The sequence below is a fragment of the Sphingomonas adhaesiva genome (assembly GCF_036946305.1).
Classification (GTDB): Bacteria; Pseudomonadota; Alphaproteobacteria; order Sphingomonadales; family Sphingomonadaceae; genus Sphingomonas; species Sphingomonas adhaesiva_B.
The window spans coordinates 26,589-44,765 of record NZ_JAQIJJ010000004.1 but is presented as its reverse complement, the minus strand read 5'-3'; the positions used below and the strand labels follow the sequence as shown (position 1 = coordinate 44,765).

The 18,177-nt window shown below is 69.6% G+C and carries 19 protein-coding genes; 9 read left to right on the top strand and 10 right to left on the bottom strand.

Features of this window, described 5'->3' with window-relative positions; translation table 11 throughout:
* Nucleotides 1-765, bottom strand: a complete 765-nt coding sequence (locus PGN14_RS06595; protein ID WP_335298668.1) for an ABC transporter ATP-binding protein — start codon at nucleotides 763-765, stop codon at nucleotides 1-3.
* The gene (locus PGN14_RS06590) at nucleotides 759-1,748 is read right to left on the bottom strand and encodes a FecCD family ABC transporter permease (RefSeq protein WP_335298667.1); all 990 of its coding nucleotides are present in this window, start codon (nucleotides 1,746-1,748) and stop codon (nucleotides 759-761) included. Before PGN14_RS06590 ends, PGN14_RS06595 begins: the two co-directional genes overlap by 7 nt.
* A 69-nt stretch (nucleotides 1,749-1,817) precedes the next feature.
* On the opposite strand from PGN14_RS06590, the gene PGN14_RS06585 reads away from it, so the two are divergent.
* On the top strand, nucleotides 1,818-2,639 hold the full coding sequence (locus PGN14_RS06585) for an ABC transporter substrate-binding protein (protein WP_335298666.1): 822 nt from the start codon (nucleotides 1,818-1,820) through the stop codon (nucleotides 2,637-2,639).
* Between the two features lie 216 nt (nucleotides 2,640-2,855).
* On the opposite strand, the gene PGN14_RS06580 is transcribed toward PGN14_RS06585, so the two are convergent.
* From PGN14_RS06580 to purM, 3 genes are read right to left on the bottom strand one after another with little or no spacing between them, the layout of a single operon-like run.
* Nucleotides 2,856-3,218 carry an MmcQ/YjbR family DNA-binding protein gene (locus tag PGN14_RS06580; RefSeq protein ID WP_335298664.1) on the bottom strand — a complete coding sequence of 121 codons (363 nt, stop codon included), beginning with the start codon at nucleotides 3,216-3,218 and terminating at the stop codon, nucleotides 2,856-2,858.
* Nucleotides 3,215-3,778: a phosphoribosylglycinamide formyltransferase gene (gene purN, locus PGN14_RS06575; protein ID WP_335298663.1), complete on the bottom strand. Its 564-nt coding sequence runs from the start codon at nucleotides 3,776-3,778 to the stop codon at nucleotides 3,215-3,217. The genes PGN14_RS06580 and purN overlap by 4 nt, the downstream gene beginning before the upstream one ends.
* Nucleotides 3,779-3,789: 11 nt before the next feature.
* Nucleotides 3,790-4,893: a phosphoribosylformylglycinamidine cyclo-ligase gene (gene purM / locus PGN14_RS06570; RefSeq protein WP_335298661.1), complete on the bottom strand. Its 1,104-nt coding sequence runs from the start codon at nucleotides 4,891-4,893 to the stop codon at nucleotides 3,790-3,792.
* A gap of 61 nt (nucleotides 4,894-4,954) precedes the next feature.
* Here purM and PGN14_RS06565 point away from each other — a divergent pair, with 61 nt between their 5' ends.
* Genes PGN14_RS06565 through PGN14_RS06550 form a run of 4 tightly spaced genes read left to right on the top strand, consistent with a single transcriptional unit; the run spans nucleotide 4,955 to nucleotide 10,488 of the window.
* The gene (locus tag PGN14_RS06565) at nucleotides 4,955-6,190 is read left to right on the top strand and encodes a heavy-metal-associated domain-containing protein (RefSeq protein ID WP_335298659.1); all 1,236 of its coding nucleotides are present in this window, start codon (nucleotides 4,955-4,957) and stop codon (nucleotides 6,188-6,190) included.
* 13 nt (nucleotides 6,191-6,203) lie between these two features.
* On the top strand, nucleotides 6,204-6,824 hold the full coding sequence (locus tag PGN14_RS06560) for an HdaA/DnaA family protein (protein ID WP_335298658.1): 621 nt from the start codon (nucleotides 6,204-6,206) through the stop codon (nucleotides 6,822-6,824).
* A 20-nt stretch (nucleotides 6,825-6,844) separates the two neighbouring features.
* The gene (locus tag PGN14_RS06555; RefSeq protein WP_443019487.1) at nucleotides 6,845-9,013 is read left to right on the top strand and encodes an RNA degradosome polyphosphate kinase; all 2,169 of its coding nucleotides are present in this window, start codon (nucleotides 6,845-6,847) and stop codon (nucleotides 9,011-9,013) included.
* The gene (locus PGN14_RS06550) at nucleotides 9,010-10,488 is read left to right on the top strand and encodes a Ppx/GppA family phosphatase (protein ID WP_335298656.1); all 1,479 of its coding nucleotides are present in this window, start codon (nucleotides 9,010-9,012) and stop codon (nucleotides 10,486-10,488) included. Before PGN14_RS06555 ends, PGN14_RS06550 begins: the two co-directional genes overlap by 4 nt.
* A 116-nt stretch (nucleotides 10,489-10,604) precedes the next feature.
* On the opposite strand, the gene PGN14_RS06545 is transcribed toward PGN14_RS06550, so the two are convergent.
* Together PGN14_RS06545 and rnd are read right to left on the bottom strand one after the other, a co-directional pair.
* Entirely contained in the window at nucleotides 10,605-10,886 is a 282-nt protein-coding gene (locus tag PGN14_RS06545) for an I78 family peptidase inhibitor (protein WP_335298655.1), read from the bottom strand.
* Nucleotides 10,883-12,061: a ribonuclease D gene (rnd, locus tag PGN14_RS06540; protein WP_335298654.1), complete on the bottom strand. Its 1,179-nt coding sequence runs from the start codon at nucleotides 12,059-12,061 to the stop codon at nucleotides 10,883-10,885. Before rnd ends, PGN14_RS06545 begins: the two co-directional genes overlap by 4 nt.
* 119 nt (nucleotides 12,062-12,180) lie before the next feature.
* Here rnd and aspS point away from each other — a divergent pair, with 119 nt between their 5' ends.
* Nucleotides 12,181-14,004: an aspartate--tRNA ligase gene (gene aspS / locus PGN14_RS06535; protein WP_335298653.1), complete on the top strand. Its 1,824-nt coding sequence runs from the start codon at nucleotides 12,181-12,183 to the stop codon at nucleotides 14,002-14,004.
* A 113-nt stretch (nucleotides 14,005-14,117) separates the two neighbouring features.
* Here the strand turns inward: aspS and PGN14_RS06530 are convergent, their stop codons facing one another.
* Complete coding sequence (locus PGN14_RS06530; RefSeq protein ID WP_335298651.1) at nucleotides 14,118-14,750, bottom strand: carbonic anhydrase; 633 nt, start codon at nucleotides 14,748-14,750, stop codon at nucleotides 14,118-14,120.
* Nucleotides 14,751-14,803: 53 nt separating this feature from the next.
* Here PGN14_RS06530 and lipA point away from each other — a divergent pair, with 53 nt between their 5' ends.
* Nucleotides 14,804-15,727, top strand: coding sequence for a lipoyl synthase (gene lipA / locus PGN14_RS06525; protein ID WP_335298650.1), 924 nt, complete (start codon nucleotides 14,804-14,806; stop codon nucleotides 15,725-15,727).
* Entirely contained in the window at nucleotides 15,711-16,154 is a 444-nt protein-coding gene (locus tag PGN14_RS06520) for a type II toxin-antitoxin system RatA family toxin (protein WP_335298649.1), read from the top strand. The genes lipA and PGN14_RS06520 overlap by 17 nt, the downstream gene beginning before the upstream one ends.
* 72 nt (nucleotides 16,155-16,226) lie before the next feature.
* On the opposite strand, the gene PGN14_RS06515 is transcribed toward PGN14_RS06520, so the two are convergent.
* Nucleotides 16,227-16,769: a septal ring lytic transglycosylase RlpA family protein gene (locus tag PGN14_RS06515; RefSeq protein WP_335299177.1), complete on the bottom strand. Its 543-nt coding sequence runs from the start codon at nucleotides 16,767-16,769 to the stop codon at nucleotides 16,227-16,229.
* Nucleotides 16,770-16,801: 32 nt separating this feature from the next.
* The gene (gene hisF / locus PGN14_RS06510) at nucleotides 16,802-17,563 is read right to left on the bottom strand and encodes an imidazole glycerol phosphate synthase subunit HisF (protein WP_335298648.1); all 762 of its coding nucleotides are present in this window, start codon (nucleotides 17,561-17,563) and stop codon (nucleotides 16,802-16,804) included.
* A 185-nt stretch (nucleotides 17,564-17,748) separates the two neighbouring features.
* On the opposite strand from hisF, the gene PGN14_RS06505 reads away from it, so the two are divergent.
* Complete coding sequence (locus PGN14_RS06505) at nucleotides 17,749-18,171, top strand: hypothetical protein (RefSeq protein ID WP_335298647.1); 423 nt, start codon at nucleotides 17,749-17,751, stop codon at nucleotides 18,169-18,171.
* Nucleotides 18,172-18,177: the final 6 nt, after the last annotated feature.

The window sequence follows — 18,177 nt, the reverse complement described above, 5'->3', positions numbered from 1 at the left end:
TTAGCGGATGCGGTCGAGCGGGACCAGCAGGCCGTTCTCGCCGGCGAAGGCAGTGATGCCATAGACCTGCGCCAGCAACGCGGGCGTCAGCACGTCGCGCGGGGTTCCGTCCGCCGCCACCACGCCGTTCGCCAGCACCAGCACGCGGTCGCAGAAGCGCGCCGCCAGCGTCAGGTCGTGGAGCACCGCCACCACCAGCCCGCCGGCATCCGCCTGCGCGCGGAGCAGCTCCATCCCCTCGATCTGGTGCGCGGGGTCGAGGCTGGCGAGCGGTTCGTCGGCGATCAGCGCGGGCGCGCCGACCGCAAGCGCGCGGGCGAGCAGGACGCGCGCGCGCTCGCCTCCGGACAGCTCGGTCGCGGTGCGGTGCGCGAGATGCGCGACATCGGCGCGCGCCATCGCCGCGGCGACCGCGTCGCGATCGGCGGGCGACAGGCGCGAGAAGGGTGCCAGATGCGGCAGGCGACCGAGCGCTACCAGCCGCTCGACCGTGACCGGCCAGTGGAGCGTCTGCCCCTGCGGCAGATACGCGATGCGCCGCGCGATCTCCGCGCGCGACAGGGCGGCGCGGGGTGCGCCGTCGATCGCGACCGTGCCGCTATGCGGCAGCAGGCCGAGCAGCGCGCGCACCAGCGTCGACTTGCCCGCGCCATTGGGGCCGAGCACGCCGACGAAGGTGCCGGCCTGCCACGCCAGCGACACGTCGCGGACGACATGGCGCTGTCCCAGCGTGACGCCCAGCGCGTCGGCGACGACGGTCACCATAGCCGCCGCTCCCGCATCAGATGGACGAGGAAGACGGGGACGCCCAGGAAGGCGGTGACGACCCCCAGCTTCAGTTCGTTGGTGGTCGGAATCACGCGCACCGCGACGTCGGCAAGGGTCAGCAAGGCGGCGCCTGCGAGCGCGCTGGGCCACAGGATCGCGGACGGCGTGCGGTCGGTCAGCGGGCGGATCAGATGCGGCACGATCAACCCGACGAATCCGATCGCGCCCGACACCGCGACCGCGCCGCCGACCCCGATCGCGACCCCCAGCAGCAGGCGGATACGGGTGCGCGACAGGTCGATGCCGAGCGCCGCCGCCCCGTCCTCGCCCAGCGTCAGCGCGTCCAGCGCGCGCCCCTGCCCGGCGAGCAGCAGCGCGCCGATTGCGACGCAGGGCAGCGCGAGCGCGACATGGCGGAACGAGCGATCCTCCAGGCTGCCGAGCAGCCAGGTCATGATCTCCATCGCCGCGAACGGGTTGGGCGAGAGGTTGAGCGCGAGGCTGGTCCCCGCGACGGTGAGGGTGGAGATGGCGATGCCGGCGAGGATCAACGTCAGCGCGCTGTCGGATCGGCGCGCGAGCAGCAGCAGGACGCCGAGCGCGACGAGCGCACCCAGGATCGCCAGCACCGGCAGCGCGACCTCGTGCTGCGTCGCGACGCCGAAATAGATCGCGACCACCGCGCCCAGTGCGGCGCCGTTGGAGGCGCCCAGTACCGACGGCTCGGCCAGCGGATTGCGGAGATAGCCCTGCAACGCCGCGCCGGAGAGCCCCAGGATCGCACCGACCGCCAGCCCGAGGATCGCGCGCGGCAGCCGCAGTTCGACGAGGATGGCGCGCTCGACCGGGTCGCCATGTCCCATCAGCGCGGCGAGCGCGCGCGCGGGCGGGATGCTGGCGCTGCCGATGCCGACGCTCAGCACCAGCGCGGCCAGCGTGGTCAGGATCAGGGCCGGCCACAGCCAGCGGCGATAGGTCACGATGGCGGGCGCCTTCGATGGAGAGGGTTGCGCCGCCTAGCGCGAAAGCGCGGGGGGAGGCAAAGGGCGATGATGTCCCGGTCGTTCCTCGCCCTGTTCGCGTCGCTGCCGTTGCTGCTCACCGCGGCCGCGCCGGTCGCCCGCCCGCAGCGAATCGTGTCGCTCAACCTGTGCGCGGACCAGTATGTGCTGGCGCTGGCGGATCGTGCGCAGATCGTCGCGCTGACGCGGTTCGCGACCGATCCGCAGATGTCGGCCGCGGCGGCGCAGGCGCGCGGGATCCGGTCGACGCGCGGGTCGGCGGAGGATGTGCTGGCGCTGCGCCCCGACCTGGTGCTGGCGTCGCCGTGGCAGGATCAGCTGGTGATGACGCACCTGAAGGCGCGGGGCGTGCCGGTGGTGGCGCTGGAGCCGGCCGCGGACCGCGCCGCGATCGAGACGCAGGTGGAGCAGGTGGCACGCGCGGTGGGGCATCCGGCACGCGGCGCGGCGCTGATCGGCGCGATGGACCGTGCGCTGGCGCGGGTGCCGCGCGATGCCGGGCGCGGGCGGACGGCGGCCTATTACCAGCGGCGCGGATTCCTGACCGGCACCGGCACGCTGGTCGACGACCTGATGCAGCGGGTGGGGCTGCGCAACCTCGCCACGCGGCTGGGCAAGCCGGCGCTGGCGCGCGTTGGGCTGGAGGAAATGGCGCTGGCGCGGCCGGACTATCTGATCGTCGAGACGGATGCGGAGCGGGTGGCGGACCAGGGGACCGAGATGCTGCACCACCCGCTGCTGGCGGGCATCCCGCGGCTGCGGCTGCCGCAGGCGTGGACAGTGTGTGGCGGGCCGGCCTATGTGAAGGCGGCGGTGTCGCTGGCGGGGCAGTTGCGGGCGGCACGATAGGCAGGCGTGGTAACCTTGCCGCGATCAGGCGCTAACCTGGATGTGTCCCGGGGGCCGGGGTTCCGCACGCCCAAATCTCTCCTGTTCCCCGGCGGAGGCCGGGGTCCAGCAACGGCCGGCTCGTAAGATGCTGAAACCGCTCGCGACTGGACCCCGGCCTTCGCCGGGGAACAGATTTCGCAAAGGTCTCGAACACGTCCGGCAGGACGGAGGACGCTATCGTCCGCCCGCCTCCAGCAGGCGGCGCGGGGCGGCGAGTTCCCAGCTGCGCGCGATGCGATCCTCGACCAATGTCCAGTCGACGTCGCTGCCCGCTAGGTCGACGCTGACCCAGCCCGACGGGCCGAGATAGGCGGGCTTGCGATACACGTCGGGGGCGGCATCGAGCAGCATCGCCTGTTCGTCGGCGCCGCTGGTGCGCACACAGACGACCGTCAGGCCATCGCCGTGATGGTCGTCGCGAAACTGCGCGAACTGCTTGCCCGCGACGAAGAAGGTGGGCTGGCCGTGGCTGATGCGCTCCTCCGCCTCCGGGAGGAGCATCGCGAGCGCGCGTACACGGTCCAGACCCTCGTTCATCGCGTCACCACCTCCCTGAGCACGCGGGGGTATAGCGCATGTTCCGCCTCCAGCACCCGCGCGGCGAGCGCCTCGGGCGTGTCGTCGGGCAGCACCGGCACCTCCGCCTGTCCAAGCACTTCGCCGCCGTCGAGTTCCTCGGTGACGAGATGGACCGAGCAGCCCGCGACCGCATCGCCCGCCGCGATCGCGCGGGCATGGGTTTCGAGGCCTTTGTATTTGGGCAGCAGCGAAGGGTGGATGTTGACGATCCGCCCGCGCCACTTCGCGACGAAATCGTCGGACAGCAATCGCATATAGCCGGCGAGCGCGATCCACTCCGCCCCCGCCTCGCGCAAGGCGGCGTCGAGCGATGCCTCATAGGCCGGCTTGCCCACCCCCTTCGGCGACAAGGCGAAGGTGGGCAGGCCGTTGGCGATCGCCCAGGACAGGCCGGGTGCCGTGGGCTTGTCGGAGGCGACGACAACGATCTCATAGGCGTCGCCCTGATGCGCGGCCAGCGTCTGCATGTTCGAACCGCGGCCGGAGATCAGCACCGCGACCTTGGCGGGGGTGGTCATGCCCGCTCCGTTCATGCGGTGTGGGTGGCGGTCCAGGCGGCCCGCGCGCTCCACGTCTCGTTGCTCCCCGACACGGTGCAGCCGCGCGTACCCGATTCGATCCGGCCGATCGTGAACACGCTCTCGCCCGCCGTGGTCAGGTCGGCCGCGACGCCCTCGGCTTCCCCGGCGGCGACGACCACCGCCATGCCGATGCCGCAGTTGAAGGTGCGCGCCATCTCCTCCGGCTCGATCCCGCCCTGCGCCTGCAGGAAGGCCATCAGCCGCGGCTGTTCCCAGGCATCGGCATCGACCTGCGCATGCATGCCCGCGGGCAGCACGCGCGGGATGTTTTCGAGCAGGCCGCCCCCGGTGATATGCGCCAACCCCTTGATGCGATGCGCCTTCAGCAGCGGCAGCAGGCCGGCGACATAGATTCGCGTTGGTGCCATCAGGTGATCGATCAGCAGCCGGTCGGGGTCGAACAGCGCCGGGCGATCCAGCTTCCAGCCCTTGTCCGCCGCGAGCCGGCGAACCAGCGAAAAGCCGTTGGAATGGACGCCCGACGAGGCGAGACCCAGGATGACGTCGCCCGCCGCGATCTCCTGCCCGGTCAGCACGTCGCCCCGCTCCACCGCGCCGACGCAGAAGCCGGCGAGGTCGTAATCGCCCGCCGCATACATGCCGGGCATCTCCGCGGTCTCGCCGCCGATCAGCGCGCAGCCGGCGATGCGGCACCCCTCCGCGATCGAGGCGACGACGCTTCCCGCGACCGCATTGTCGAGCTTCCCGGTGGCATAATAATCGAGGAAGAACAGCGGCTCCGCCCCTTGCACCACGAGATCGTTGGCGCACATCGCGACCAGGTCGATACCCACGCCGGCGTGGCGATCCCATTCGATCGCCAGCTTCAGCTTCGTCCCCACGCCATCGTTGGCGGCGACCAGCAGCGGATCGGTGAAGCCCGCCGCCTTCAGGTCGAAGAAGCCGCCGAACCCGCCCAGATCGGCGTCGGCGCCCGGCCGCCGCGTCGCGCGCGCCAGGGGCGCGATCGCGCGCACCAGCGCATTGCCCGCCGCGATCGATACGCCGGCGCTCTCGTAGGTATAGGGTTCGTTGCGTCCGTGAGTGCTCATGCGGTCCGTTAGCCACATCGCGCTTGGATTTCCACGCCTGCTTCGCCAAAAGGCGTGCGACATGCGTCGCCGTCCTTCCGTCCTTCTCGCGGCTGTCGCGCTCGCGACCCTCGGCACCGCCACCGTCGTGGCGCAGATCGAGGGCGGGGATCGTGGCGTGGCGGCGGTCGACAGTTCCAACGATTTCGAGGTGTCGGGCGTGCGCGTCGACACCAATGGCGGCGATGCGGAGGCGGCGCGGCTGGCGGGCTGGCGCGAGGCACAGCGCAAGGCGTTCGTGCAATTGTCGCAGCGGCTGGGCGCGGGCGGCGGGCTGGTGCCCGACGGCACGCTCGATTCGATCGTGTCGGCGATCGTGGTCGAGGACGAGCAGATCGGGCCGCAGCGCTATGTCGCGAAGCTGGGCGTGCTGTTCGATCGCGCGCGCACCTCCGCGCTGCTGGGCGTGTCGTCCTATGTCTCGCGCTCGCCGCCGTTCGTGGTGTTGCCGGTGCAATGGTCGACCGGGGTCGGCACCGTGTTCGAGCAGCGGACCTTGTGGCAGGAAGCCTGGGCGCGCTATCGCACCGGGGGCAGCACGATCGATTATATCCGACCGGCGGGCAACGGGCCGGACCCGTTGTTGCTGAACGTCGGGCAGACGCAGCGCCCCGATCGCGCATGGTGGCGCGCGATCATCGATCAATATGGCGGCAACGACGTGTTGATGCCGACGGTGCGGCTGTATCGCCAATGGCCGGGTGGGCCGGTGATCGGCGTGTTCGAGGCGCGCTATGGCCCCGACAATCGCGTGCTGCGCCGCTTCACGCTGCGCGTCGGCAACGCGCGTGGCGTGCCCGCGCTGCTGGACGAGGCGGTGCGGCGGATGGATGCCGCTTATCAGGAAGGATTGAGCGGCGGGTATCTGACCGCCGATCCGGGGCTGAACCCGATCATGCCGGTGTCGGCCCCGACCCCCACCGACGAGGTCGGCGCGATCCTGGACGATCTCGGCACGCTGCCGGCCGCGGCCACCGCGATCACGGTGCAGTTCGACACTGCGGACGCCGGCGCGGTGACCGGGACGGAGGCGGCGATGCGCGGCGTGCCCGGCGTCTCCGCCGCAGCCACGACCAGCCTGGCGCTGGGCGGCGTGTCGCTGATGAGCGTCAGCTATGCCGGTACGCCCGACGCATTCCGCGCGGCATTGGAGGCGCGCGGGTGGCAGGTGTTCGGCGGCGGCACCACGATCCGCATCCGCCGCGCGCCGCAATTGCTGCCGCCCGACCTGCGTGGCGGGGCGACGCCATCCGGATGACGGGATCGGCAGGATGACCGACCAGATCGCGCTGCCGCTGGCCTGGCCCGCCGATGCGCGCGACGGCGAGTTCGTGGTCGGCCCGTCCAATGCGGCGGCGGTGCGCCTGCTGGATCGCTGGGCGGCGTGGTCGGTGCGCACCGCATTGCTGGCGGGGCCGCCGCGATCGGGGCGCTCGCTGCTGGGCCGCATCTTCGCCGCGCGGTCGGGCGGGACGGTGATCGACGACGCCGATGCCGAGCCGGAGGAGGCGCTGTTCCACGCCTGGAACCGCGCGCAGGATCAGCGCCGTCCGCTGTTGCTGATCGTGCGCCACCTGCCGCCGGCATGGCAGGTGGCGCTGCCCGACCTGCGCTCGCGCCTCGCCGCCAGCCCCGCCGCGACGATCGCGCCGCCCGACGACGCGCTGATCACGGCCTTGTTCGAACATGGCTTCGCGCGGCGTCACGTCGACGCGCGCGCTGATCTGATCGCATGGCTGACCGCACGGGTGGAGCGGAGTCACGCATCCGTCATGGAAACGATCGATAGGCTCGATCGGGCCGCGCTCGCCGGGCGGCGTCGCCTGTCGATCCCGCTGGCGCGCGAAACCCTGATGGATGCGGCCGCGTTCACCGATCGGAGCGACGACTGACCATGACCCGAACGCCGAAGATGGCGCGCCTCGATGCGGACGACACGCTGGAGGATCCGTTCCAGGATCGCGACGGCGGCCGGTATTTCAACCGCGAGCTATCGTGGCTGGCGTTCAACCGGCGCGTGCTGGAGGAGGCGTGCAACAGCGCGCATCCGCTGCTGGAGCGGCTGCGCTTCCTCGCGATTTCGGGCGGAAACCTCGACGAATTCTTCATGGTCCGCGTCGCGGGGCTGAAGGGGCAGCAGGTGCAGGATGTCGAGGCGCGCTCGACCGATGGGCTGACCCCGGGGCAGCAGCTAAGCGCGATCGTCGCCGAGGCGGATGCGCTGATGGCGAGCCAGCAGGCGGTGTGGCAGGACATCCGCCGCGAGCTGGCGGCGGCGGGGATCCAGGTGCTGAGCCATCGCGCGATCGACGCCGCGCTGAACGCCGAGGAGCGCGCCTGGCTGGAGACGCATTTCCACGAGCAGCTGTTCCCGGTCATCACCCCGCAGGCGCTGGATCCGGCGCACCCGTTCCCGTTCATGCCCAACAAGGGGATGGCGGTGATGTTCGACCTCGTGCGCCGCTCCGACAGCGAGCCGATCCGCGAACTGGTGATGCTGCCCGCGGCGATGCCGCGCTTCGTGCGGCTGCCCGGCGAGCAGGCGCGCTATATCGCGGTCGAATCGCTCCTGAAGCGCTTCTCCGGCGCCTTGTTCCCCGGCTATGAGGTGCTGGGCGCGGCGGAATTCCGCGTGCTGCGCGACAGCGATATCGAGATCGAGGAGGAGGCGGAGGATCTGGTCCGCTATTTCGCCAATGCGATCAAGCGGCGACGGCGCGGGCGCGTGATCCGGATGGAGCTGGAAACCGGCATGCCCGACACGCTGGCGGGGCTGTTGCGCGACGAACTGGGCCGGTCGGATGCGATCGTGACGGAGACGGGGTCGCTGCTGGGAATCGACGATCTGTCGGCGCTGGCGGACGAGGACCGCCCGGACCTGAAGTTCGTGCCCTTCACCCCGCGCTTCCCGGAGCGGATCCGCGAATTCGGCGGCGATTGCTTCGCGGCGATCCGGTCGAAGGACATCGTCGTCCATCACCCCTATGAGACGTTCGACGTGGTGCTCGCCTTCCTGAAGCAGGCGGCGAACGATCCCGACGTGGTCGCGATCAAGCAGACGTTGTACCGCGCCGGCAAGCAGTCCGCGGTCATCAACGCGCTGATCGCCGCGGCGGAAGCCGGCAAGTCGGTGACCGCGGTGGTCGAGCTGAAGGCGCGCTTCGACGAGGAGCAGAACCTGCAATGGGCGAGCGCGCTGGAGCGCGCCGGCGTGCAGGTCGTCTATGGCTTCATCGACTGGAAAACGCACGCGAAGGTGGCGATGGTGGTGCGGCGCGAGGGCGACCTGTTCCGCACCTACTGCCATTTCGGCACCGGCAATTATCACCCGGTGACCGCGCGTATCTACACCGACCTCAGCTTCTTCACCGCCGATCCGCGCATCGGGCGCGATGCGGCGCGGATGTTCAACTATATCACCGGCTATGTCGAGCCGGAGGATATGGAGATGGTCGTCCTGTCCCCGCGTTCGCTGCGCAAGAAGCTGATGCAGCGGATCGATATCGAGATCGCCCATGCGCGCGCGGGTCGCCCGGCGGCGATCTGGGCCAAGATGAACTCGCTGGTCGACCCCACGATCATCGAGAAATTGTACGAGGCGAGCGGCGCGGGGGTGGAGATCGACCTGATCGTGCGCGGCATCTGCTGCCTGCGGCCCAAGGTGCCGGGCATGTCGGACACGATCCGGGTGCGATCGACGGTGGGGCGCTTCCTTGAGCACAGCCGGATCACCGCATTCGGCAACGGCGCCGCGCTGCCCAATGACGATGCCGTGGTCTATATCTCCTCGGCCGACTGGATGCCGCGCAACTTCGACCGCCGCGTCGAATATATGCTGCCGATCGACAATGAGACGGTCCACGATCAGGTGCTGGATCAGGTGATGGTGGCCAATCTGATCGACAATGAGCAAAGCTGGGAACTGGAACCGGACGGCAGCTATACGCGCGTATCGCCGGGCGATGCCAAGGGGTTCAACCTGCACCGCTATTTCATGGTCAATCCGTCTTTGTCGGGGCGGGGCGCCGCGCTGGAGGCGGGCGGCGAGGTGCCCGTGCTGTCGCTGCGGCGTCGCAAGTGACGCTGCCTGGGCTGGCGCGCGGGGGCGCGGCGAACGAGGAGCCGCGCACCGCGATCATCGACATCGGCTCCAATTCGATCCGGCTGGTCGTCTATCAGGGGCCGGCGCGGCTGCCCGCGATCCTGTTCAACGAAAAGGTGCTGGCGGGGCTGGGGCGCAGCCTGGCCGCGTCGGGCGCGATCGACGACGAGGCGATGGCCGCGGCGGGCACCGCGCTGCGCCGCTTCGCCGCGCTGACGCGCGAGATGGGGGTGGCGAGCCTGCGCACCGTCGCGACCGCCGCGGTGCGCGACGCGAGGAACGGCGCGGCGCTGATCGATCTGGCGCGTGCGGCGGGACTGACGGTCGAGATCCTGCCGGGCGAGGAAGAGGCGGTTGCGGCGGGCATGGGGGTGTTGTCGGGCATTCCCGGCGCGGACGGGATCGTCGCCGATCTGGGCGGGGGCAGCCTGGAGCTGGTGCGGGTGCGCGGCGGCGCACTGCACCAGCGCGCCTCGTTCCCGCTCGGCGTGCTGCGCCTTGCGACGATGCGCGAGAAGGGGACGCTGGACCGCCGCGTCGCGGCGCTGCTGGAGGAAGGCGGCTGGAGCGGCGCGGGCAAGGGGCTGCCGCTGTATCTGGTCGGCGGGTCGTGGCGCGCGCTGGCGCGGCTCGACATGGAGGCGACGCGCTATCCGCTGCCGGTGATCCACCAATATGCGATGTCGCCCGCGACGATCGCGCGGCTGCGCCGCACGCTGGCGCAGGTCGGCAAGGCGCGGTTGAAGGCGGTGCCGGGGCTGTCCGGTGGGCGGATCCCGACCCTGTCGGGTGCGGCGGCGCTGCTGGCGGTGTTGCTGAAGCATCTGCGCAGCAGCGGGACGATCGTGTCCGCCTATGGCCTGCGCGAGGGATTGCTCCACGCCGCGCTGCCGCCGGAGGTGCGCGCGCAGGATCCGCTGATCGTCGCGACGCGCGACGAGGGGCGGCGCAGCGGGCGCTTTCCCGAGCACGGCGATCTGCTCGACCGCTGGATCGCGCCGCTGTTCAGCGACCGGCCCAGCGAGGCGCGGCTGCGTGGCGCGGCGTGCCAGCTGGCGGATGTGGGCTGGCGCGCCAATCCGGAGTTTCGTGCCGAGCGCGGGCTGGAGATCGCGCTGCACGGCAATTGGGTGGGGATCGACGGGCGCGGGCGCGCGCTGCTGGCACAGGCGCTGTGGACCAGCCTGGGTGGTGAATTGACCAGCCCCGCGCCGCTGACCGGGCTGGCGGGTGAAGCGGGGCTGCGCCGCGCGATGCAATGGGGGCTGGCGATGCGGCTGGGCCAGCGGCTGAGCGGCGGGATCGCCGGGCCGCTGGAACGGTCGTCGCTGGCGGTCGACGGCGGCGCGTTGCGGCTGGCGCTGGGGGACGACGATGCGGGGCTGTACGGCGAGGCGGTGCAGAAACGGCATCGCGCGCTGGCGGCGGTGATGGGGCTGGAGGCGGGGGTGTAGCCTTCCCCGTCACCCCGGACTTGATCCGGGGTCGCGCTTCTTCTGCGGCGTTGGGGGTAAAAGCGGGACCCCGGATCAGGTCCGGGGTGACGGAGTGGGTGCGGAGGCGGTGTTTCTTACCCGCAGGTCAGCTTGACGATCATCCCCGTCGCATCCGTTTCCACGTTCAGCCGGTCGGCGCGGAAATCCATCGTCACCGGCGATCCGGTGACATAGCGGCGCATGGTGCGAGCGCCCGACGCCTTCTGCGCCTGCGCGGCGGCCGCGTCCGCGGGGCGGCCGATCAGACCCTGCGCGGCATTGGCATCGCACTTCACACCCGCCGCCGCATCCTCCGGCGCGGGGGTGGTGGCGCAGGCGGCGAGCGCCAGCGCGGACGTCAGGATCACCGCCTTCATGCCGCTTCCACCTCCGTGCGGGTCATCTTCAGCCGGCCGCCGCGGACCGCGAAACCCAGCCGCCCCTCGACCAGATCGAGCGCGTCATGGCCGAACTGGTCGTAGCGCCAGCCCTCCAGGATCTGCAGCCCCTTGCGCTGCCCCGCGGCCAGCAGCTCCAGTTCCTCCGATCGCGCCAGCAGCCGGGGCGCAACGTCGATGTCGCGCGCGCGGATCTTCAGCAGCAGCTTCAGCAGGTCGGCGACCAGCGCGCCTTCCTTGCCCAGTCCGGGCTTGCGATCGTCGCGCGGCGGCAGTTCGTCGTCGGACAGCGGCGCTGCGCTCTCGATCGCCGCCATCAGGCGCGCGCCGATGTCGTTGCCGGCCCAGGTCTGCGACAGGCCGCGCACCTTGGCGAGATCGGCCTGCTTGCGCGGCGGATGGCCGGCGAGATCGGCCAGCGTCTCATCCTTCACGATGCGGCCGCGCGGCAGGTCCTTGGCCTGCGCCTCCAGCTCGCGCCAGCGCGCGATCGCCTTCAGCCGGCCGAGCACCTCGGGCTTGCGGCTGGCGGCGCGCACGCGCTTCCACGCCACGTCGGGATCGTTGGCATAGTTGGACGGGTCGGCAAGCCGCTCCATCTCCTGATCCAGCCACGCGCCACGGCCGGTCTTCCTCAGCCGCTCCAGCATCCTGGGAAAGATCTTCGACAGATGCGTCACGTCGCCGATCGCATATTCGATCTGCCGCGCGTCGAGCGGGCGGCGCGCCCAGTCGGTGAAGCGCGCGCCCTTGTCCACCTGAATGCCCAGCCAGCTGTCGACCAGGTTGGAGTAACCGATCTGCTCGCCCTGACCCAGCGCCATCGCCGCCACCTGCGTATCGAACAACGGGTGCGGGGTGCGGCCGGTGAGATTGTAGATGATCTCGATATCCTGCCCGCCGGCGTGGAAGACCTTCAGCACATCCTCGTTATCGGTCAGCAGGTTGAGCAGCGGGGTTAGGTCCAGCCCCGGCGCCATCGGGTCGATCGCGGCGGCTTCCTCCGTGTCCGCGATCTGGATCAGGCAGAGCTCCGGATAATAGGTGCTCTCGCGCATGAACTCGGTATCGACCGTGACGAACGGGGCTTCGGCGAGGCGGGCACACAGGTTGGCGAGCGTCGCGCTGTCGGTGATGAGCGGGTGAACGTGCATAAGTCGCCGCCCTTATACCCGTGTGCGCGGGTTGACAAAGAGGGGATGGACCGGGAAGCGGCGCGCATCACCATTTACGTCGCGCGGGCGCTGCCCGGCGCGCGAGGAAAGCAGGACCCATGCACGCCTATCGTTCCCACCATTGCGCCGCGCTGACCGCCACGAACGCGGGCGACAGCGTCCGCCTGTCCGGCTGGGTGCATCGCAAGCGCGACCATGGCGGGGTGCTGTTCGTCGACCTGCGCGACCATTACGGCATCACGCAGATCGTAGCGGACAGCGATTCGCCCGCGCTGGCGCTGCTCGACGGCCTGCGCGTCGAGTCGGTGGTGACGATCGACGGTGAGGTCAAGCGCCGCTCGGAAGCGACCGTGAACCCCAATCTGCCGACCGGCGAGATCGAGGTCTATGCGCGCGCCGCGACGGTGCAGAGCCACGCCGCCGAGCTGCCGATGCCGGTGTTCGGCGATGCCGAATATCCGGAGGAGATCCGCCTCAGGAACCGCTTCCTCGACCTGCGGCGCGAGAAGCTGCACGCCAACATCATGCTGCGCTCGTCGGTGATCGCGTCGATCCGCCAGCGGATGGTGGGGCAGGGGTTCACCGAATTCCAGACGCCGATCCTGACCGCGTCCTCGCCGGAGGGCGCGCGCGACTATCTGGTGCCCAGCCGCGTCCATCCGGGCAAGTTCTATGCGCTGCCGCAGGCGCCGCAGATGTTCAAGCAGCTGCTGATGGTCGCGGGCTTCGACCGTTATTTCCAGATCGCGCCCTGCTTCCGCGACGAGGATGCGCGCGCCGATCGTAGCCCGGGCGAATTCTACCAGCTCGATTTCGAGATGAGCTTCGTCACGCAGGACGACGTGTTCGCCGCGATCGAGCCGGTGCTGCATGGTGTGTTCGAGGAGTTCGCCGACTGGCAGGGCAAGGGCCGCACCGTCTCGCCGCTGCCGTTCAAGCGCATCCCGTATCGCGAGTCGATGCTGAAATACGGCAACGACAAGCCGGATTTGCGCAATCCGATCCTGATCAGCGACGTCAGCGAGCAGTTCACCGCGTCCGGTTTCGGCCGTTTCGCCTCGATCGTCGAGGCGGGCGATGTGGTGCGCGCGATCCCGGCGCCGGGGACGGCGGAGAAGAGCCGCAAATTCTTCGACGACATGAACGCTTGGGCGCAGTCCGAAGGGTTCGCGGGCCTCGGCTATGCCACGCGCAAGGGCGGCGAATGGGGCGGTCCGATCGCCAAGAACCATGGCGAGGAAAAGATGACCGCGATGGCCGATGCGCTGGGCCTCGGCCCGGACGACGGCCTGTTCTTCGCCGCGGGCAAGGAGGCACAGGCGGCCAAGCTCGCCGGGCTGGCGCGCACCCGCGTCGCCGAGCAACTGGGGCTGATCGACGAGAAGCGCTTCGAATTCTGCTGGATCGTCGACTTCCCGATGTTCGAATATGACGAGGAGGCGAAGAAGGTCGACTTCAGCCACAACCCCTTCTCGATGCCGCAGGGCGAGCTGGAGGCGCTGGAGACCAAGGATCCGCTCGACATCCTCGCCTATCAGTATGACATCGTCTGCAACGGCATCGAGCTGTCGTCGGGCGCGATCCGGAACCACCGGCCGGAGATCATGTACAAGGCGTTCGAGATCGCGGGCTATTCGCAGGCCGATGTCGACACGAATTTCGCGGGCATGATCAACGCGTTCAAGTTCGGCGCACCGCCGCACGGCGGGTCGGCGCCGGGGATCGACCGCATCGTGATGCTGCTGGCGGACCAGCCCAACATCCGCGAGGTCATCGTCTTCCCGATGACGCAGAAGGCGGAGGATCTGATGATGGGCGCGCCGAGCTTCGTCAGCGCGAAGCAGCTGAAGGAGCTGAACCTGCGCTCGACGGCGGAACTGCCCAAGGATGCGGCGGGGGTGGTCGCGCCGAAGGCGGGGTAAGCGCCGACGTCACCCTCACCCTTCGCATCGGCTTTGCCGATGGGCCCCTTCCCTCTCCCGACGGGAGAGGGAGGGAGGCGCGAAGCGCCGGAAGGGTGAGGGTGACGCAGTTGTTACGCCGCCTCGAACTCGCCCGTCTCGCCGTTCAGCACCTTCAGCCGCCCGTCGGCGATCGCGAAGACCGCGCCATGCAGCGTCAGCGTACCGGCATCGAGCCCTTCCTGGACGAACGGGAAGGTCTTCAGGTTCTCGATCGAGGTCTTGACGCCTTCCTGCTCCAGCGCGGCCTGACCCTCCGGACCGTCGCCATGCTCGGCGATCACACGCTCGCGCGCATCGTCCAGCAGCTTGATCCACTCCGCGACGAACCCGCCCTTGCCCGGCTCGGCATCCTTGAGCGCGCCCGACAGCGATGCCTTCACGCCGCCGCACGAGCCATGGCCCAGGATCAGGATCTCCTCCACCTTCAGGCTGGTTACCGCGAACTCGATCGCAGCGGACACGCCGTGCAGGCCGCCGCTGGGATCGAACGGCGGCACCAGATTGGCGACGTTGCGCACGACGAAGACCTCGCCCGGGCGCGTGCCGAAGATGGTGGCGGGATCGACGCGGCTGTCGGAGCAGGCGATGACCATCGTCTTGGGGGTCTGACCGCCGGCCAGTTCCGTCCAGCGCTCGCGCTCCTCGATCCACTCATTGCCGCGGAACCGGTAATAGCCTTCGATGAAATCCTTGAACTTTCGCATAGGACAAATGCTCCTTCGTTGTTTCGCGTGACGCCACGCGCTATCTCGGCGCCATGAACGACCTAACCCCGATCAAGGCTCCCCTGCGGCAGCGCAAGCCGGACTGGATCCGCGTCAAGGCACCCACCAGCGAGGGCTTCGCCGCCACCCGGGCGCTGATGCGCTCGAAGAGCCTCACCACCGTGTGCGAGGAAGCGGCTTGCCCCAATATCGGCGAATGCTGGACCAAGAAGCACGCGACGGTGATGATCCTGGGCGACACGTGCACGCGCGCCTGCGCGTTCTGCAACGTGAAGACCGGGATGCCGCGCGCGGTGGATCCCATGGAGCCGCAGAACGTCGCCGATGCGGCGGCGCAGATGGGGCTCCAGCATATCGTCGTGACCTCCGTTGACCGCGATGACCTGCCCGACGGCGGGGCGAAGCAGTTCGTGAAGGTGATCGAGGCGATCCGCCGGACCAATCCGACGACCACGATCGAGATCCTCACGCCCGATTTCCGCAACAAGCACGAAGCGGCGGTGGAAGCCATCGTGGCGGCACGTCCAGACGTATATAATCACAATCTGGAAACCGTCCCCCGCCTGTATCCCACGATCCGCCCCGGCGCGCGTTACTATGCGTCGATCCGGCTGCTGGAGAGCGTGAAGAAGCTGGACCCGTCGATCTTCACCAAGTCCGGCATCATGCTGGGGCTGGGCGAGGAGCGGCTGGAGGTGCATCAGGTGATGGACGACATGCGCTCGGCCGACATCGATTTCCTGACCATGGGCCAGTATCTCCAGCCGACGCCGCGCCATGCCAAGGTCGCGGACTTCGTCACCCCGGCGGCGTTCGATGCCTATGCCGCGATCGCGCGGGCGAAGGGGTTCCTGCTGGTCGCATCCTCGCCGCTGACGCGGTCTAGCTATCATGCGGGCGACGATTTCGCGAAGATGAAGGTCGCGCGCGAGGCGAAGCTTGCCCAAGCACGCTGAGACGCGCCGCCTTCCGTACACGCCGGAGCAGATGTTCGACCTGGTCGCGGACGTGCGCCGCTACCCGGAGTTCCTGCCGTGGGTGACCGCGATGCGGGTGCGACAGGATAGCGACAGGGAGACGACCGCGGACATGATCGTCGGCTTCAAGGGACTGCGCGAGACGTTCACGTCGAAGGTGCAGAAGACGCGACCCGAGGCGATCCGGGTCGATTATGTCGATGGGCCGCTGAAATATCTCAACAACGACTGGCGCTTCCGCGCCGATGGCGACGGTGGTTGCCTGGTCGACTTCACGGTCGATTTCGCGTTCAAGAACCGGATGTTCGAGATGCTGGCGGGGCAGGTCTTCGGCGTCGCGCTGCGCCGGATGATCGGTGCGTTCGAGGAGCGCGCGGCGGTGCTGTATGGGGCGGGGGCGGAATAGACCATCGTCACCCCGGCCTTGTGCCGGGGTCCCGCTTCTTCTCTCGACCGCTCGCGAAAGCGGGACCCCGGCTCAAGGCCGGGGTGACGTCAATCCCGCCATCGCCCGCAACCCGTCGTCCAGCTGCGCGCGCAGGTTCGCCCGTACCGCGGGCGTCACGTCCGGGCGGCGCGTCGCCGCCTTGCCGGCGCGCAGCCGCGCCTTGTCGGCGTCCGGCGGATCGATCACGCGGACCCGCACCGCCGCCTGTCCCTGCGCGCGCACCCCCAGCAACTCGGCCGCACCCCGCGACAGGTCGATGATCCGGCCCGGCGCGAACGGGCCGCGGTCGTTGACGCGCAGCACGATGACGCGCCCGGTGTCGAGCGCGGTGACCTCGACATAGCTCGGCAGCGGCAGCGTGGTGTGGGCGCCCGCGATCGCCTTGGCACGGAAGCGCTCGCCATTGGCGGTGCGGTCGCCCGATTCGCTGCCGTACCAGCTCGCCATGCCGAGCATGTCGTAGGTCGGATCGGCGGCGGGGACATAGGTGACGCCGCGCACGCTGTATGGCTTGCCGATCCGCACCGGCATGTCGCTGACCGGTGCGTAGCGTCCGCCGCACGCCGACAGCATCAGCGCGAGCGCCGCCGTGGCGAGGCGGCGGGTCAATGCGTGCGGACCGGCACCCCGGCCGCGGCGAGCGCGGCATGTGCGTCCGCCACCGTCGCCTGGCCGAAGTGGAAGATCGAGGCGGCGAGCACCGCCGAGGCATGGCCCAGCGTGACGCCCGCGACCAGATCGTCGAGCGAGCCGACCCCGCCCGACGCGACCACCGGCACCTGCGTCCGGTCGGCGATCGCGCGAACCAGGTCGAGGTCGTAGCCGCCGCGCGTACCGTCGCGGTCCATCGACGTCACCAGCAATTCGCCCGCGCCCAGCTCTGCCAGCCGCAGCGCATGCGCCACCGCGTCGATCCCGGTCGCGCGGCGCCCGCCATGGGTGAAGACCTCCCAGCCATCGCCCGAGCGGCGCGCATCCACGCTGGCGACGCAGCACTGGCTGCCGAAGCGCTCGGCGATATCGCTCACAACCTCGGGCCGCGACACCGCGGCGGAATTGACCGCCACCTTGTCCGCACCCGCCAGCAGCAGCGCGCGCGCATCCTCCGCGGTGCGGACCCCGCCGCCGACGGTCAGCGGCATGAAGCAGACCGCGGCGGTGCGCCGCACCACGTCCAGGATGGTGCCGCGCGCCTCGTGGCTGGCGGTGATGTCGAGGAAGCACAATTCGTCCGCACCCGCCGCGTCATAGGCGCGCGCCTGCTCCACCGGATCGCCGGCATCGATCAGGTCGACGAAATTCACGCCCTTCACCACGCGCCCGCCGGCGACGTCGAGGCAGGGGATCACGCGGGCTCTGACGGTCATGCGCGGCTCATGCCCGCGCACGCCCGGCAGGGCAAGCCGGACACGGCAGGCCAGTATCGCCTTAGTGGCAGACTACCCAATTACCAATGTGGATTAGGATCACGTTCATCACTGCCGCCTTAGCGATGATGGGGAAGAACGCGGTCCTAAGCATCGGTCTGGGGCCGCGATCGAGGAGGCGTGTCATGCTGTTCGAACTCTGCCGACTGAACAGGGTGCTGGCGGAAGAGGCCCTGCGTCACGAGGAAATCTGTTCCGCCGAAATCCTCGACCATGCGGCCTTGATGAGGGTGCGGTGGCGGATAGCGCATGCCAGCGGACGACGGCTGAAGCATCTGACCGAGGTCGTGCTTCCCGCCATTACGCGACAGGCCGCCCCATCCCATCGCGAACGCCTGGCAGCGTTCGAGGCACAGACGCTGCTCTATCGGCAGGAAATCTCCGGCTACGTCTCGCGCTGGCTCAGCCACGCGATCGCCGCCGACTTCGACGGCTATCGCTGCGCGATGCAGGCGCTACGCGACTCCGTGTGTCGCCGCATCGCGGAAGAACAGCGATTGTTCGGCGAGGTGCTGGTCACCGACCTGCCACGGCTCCGGACCGCCTGACCGGTC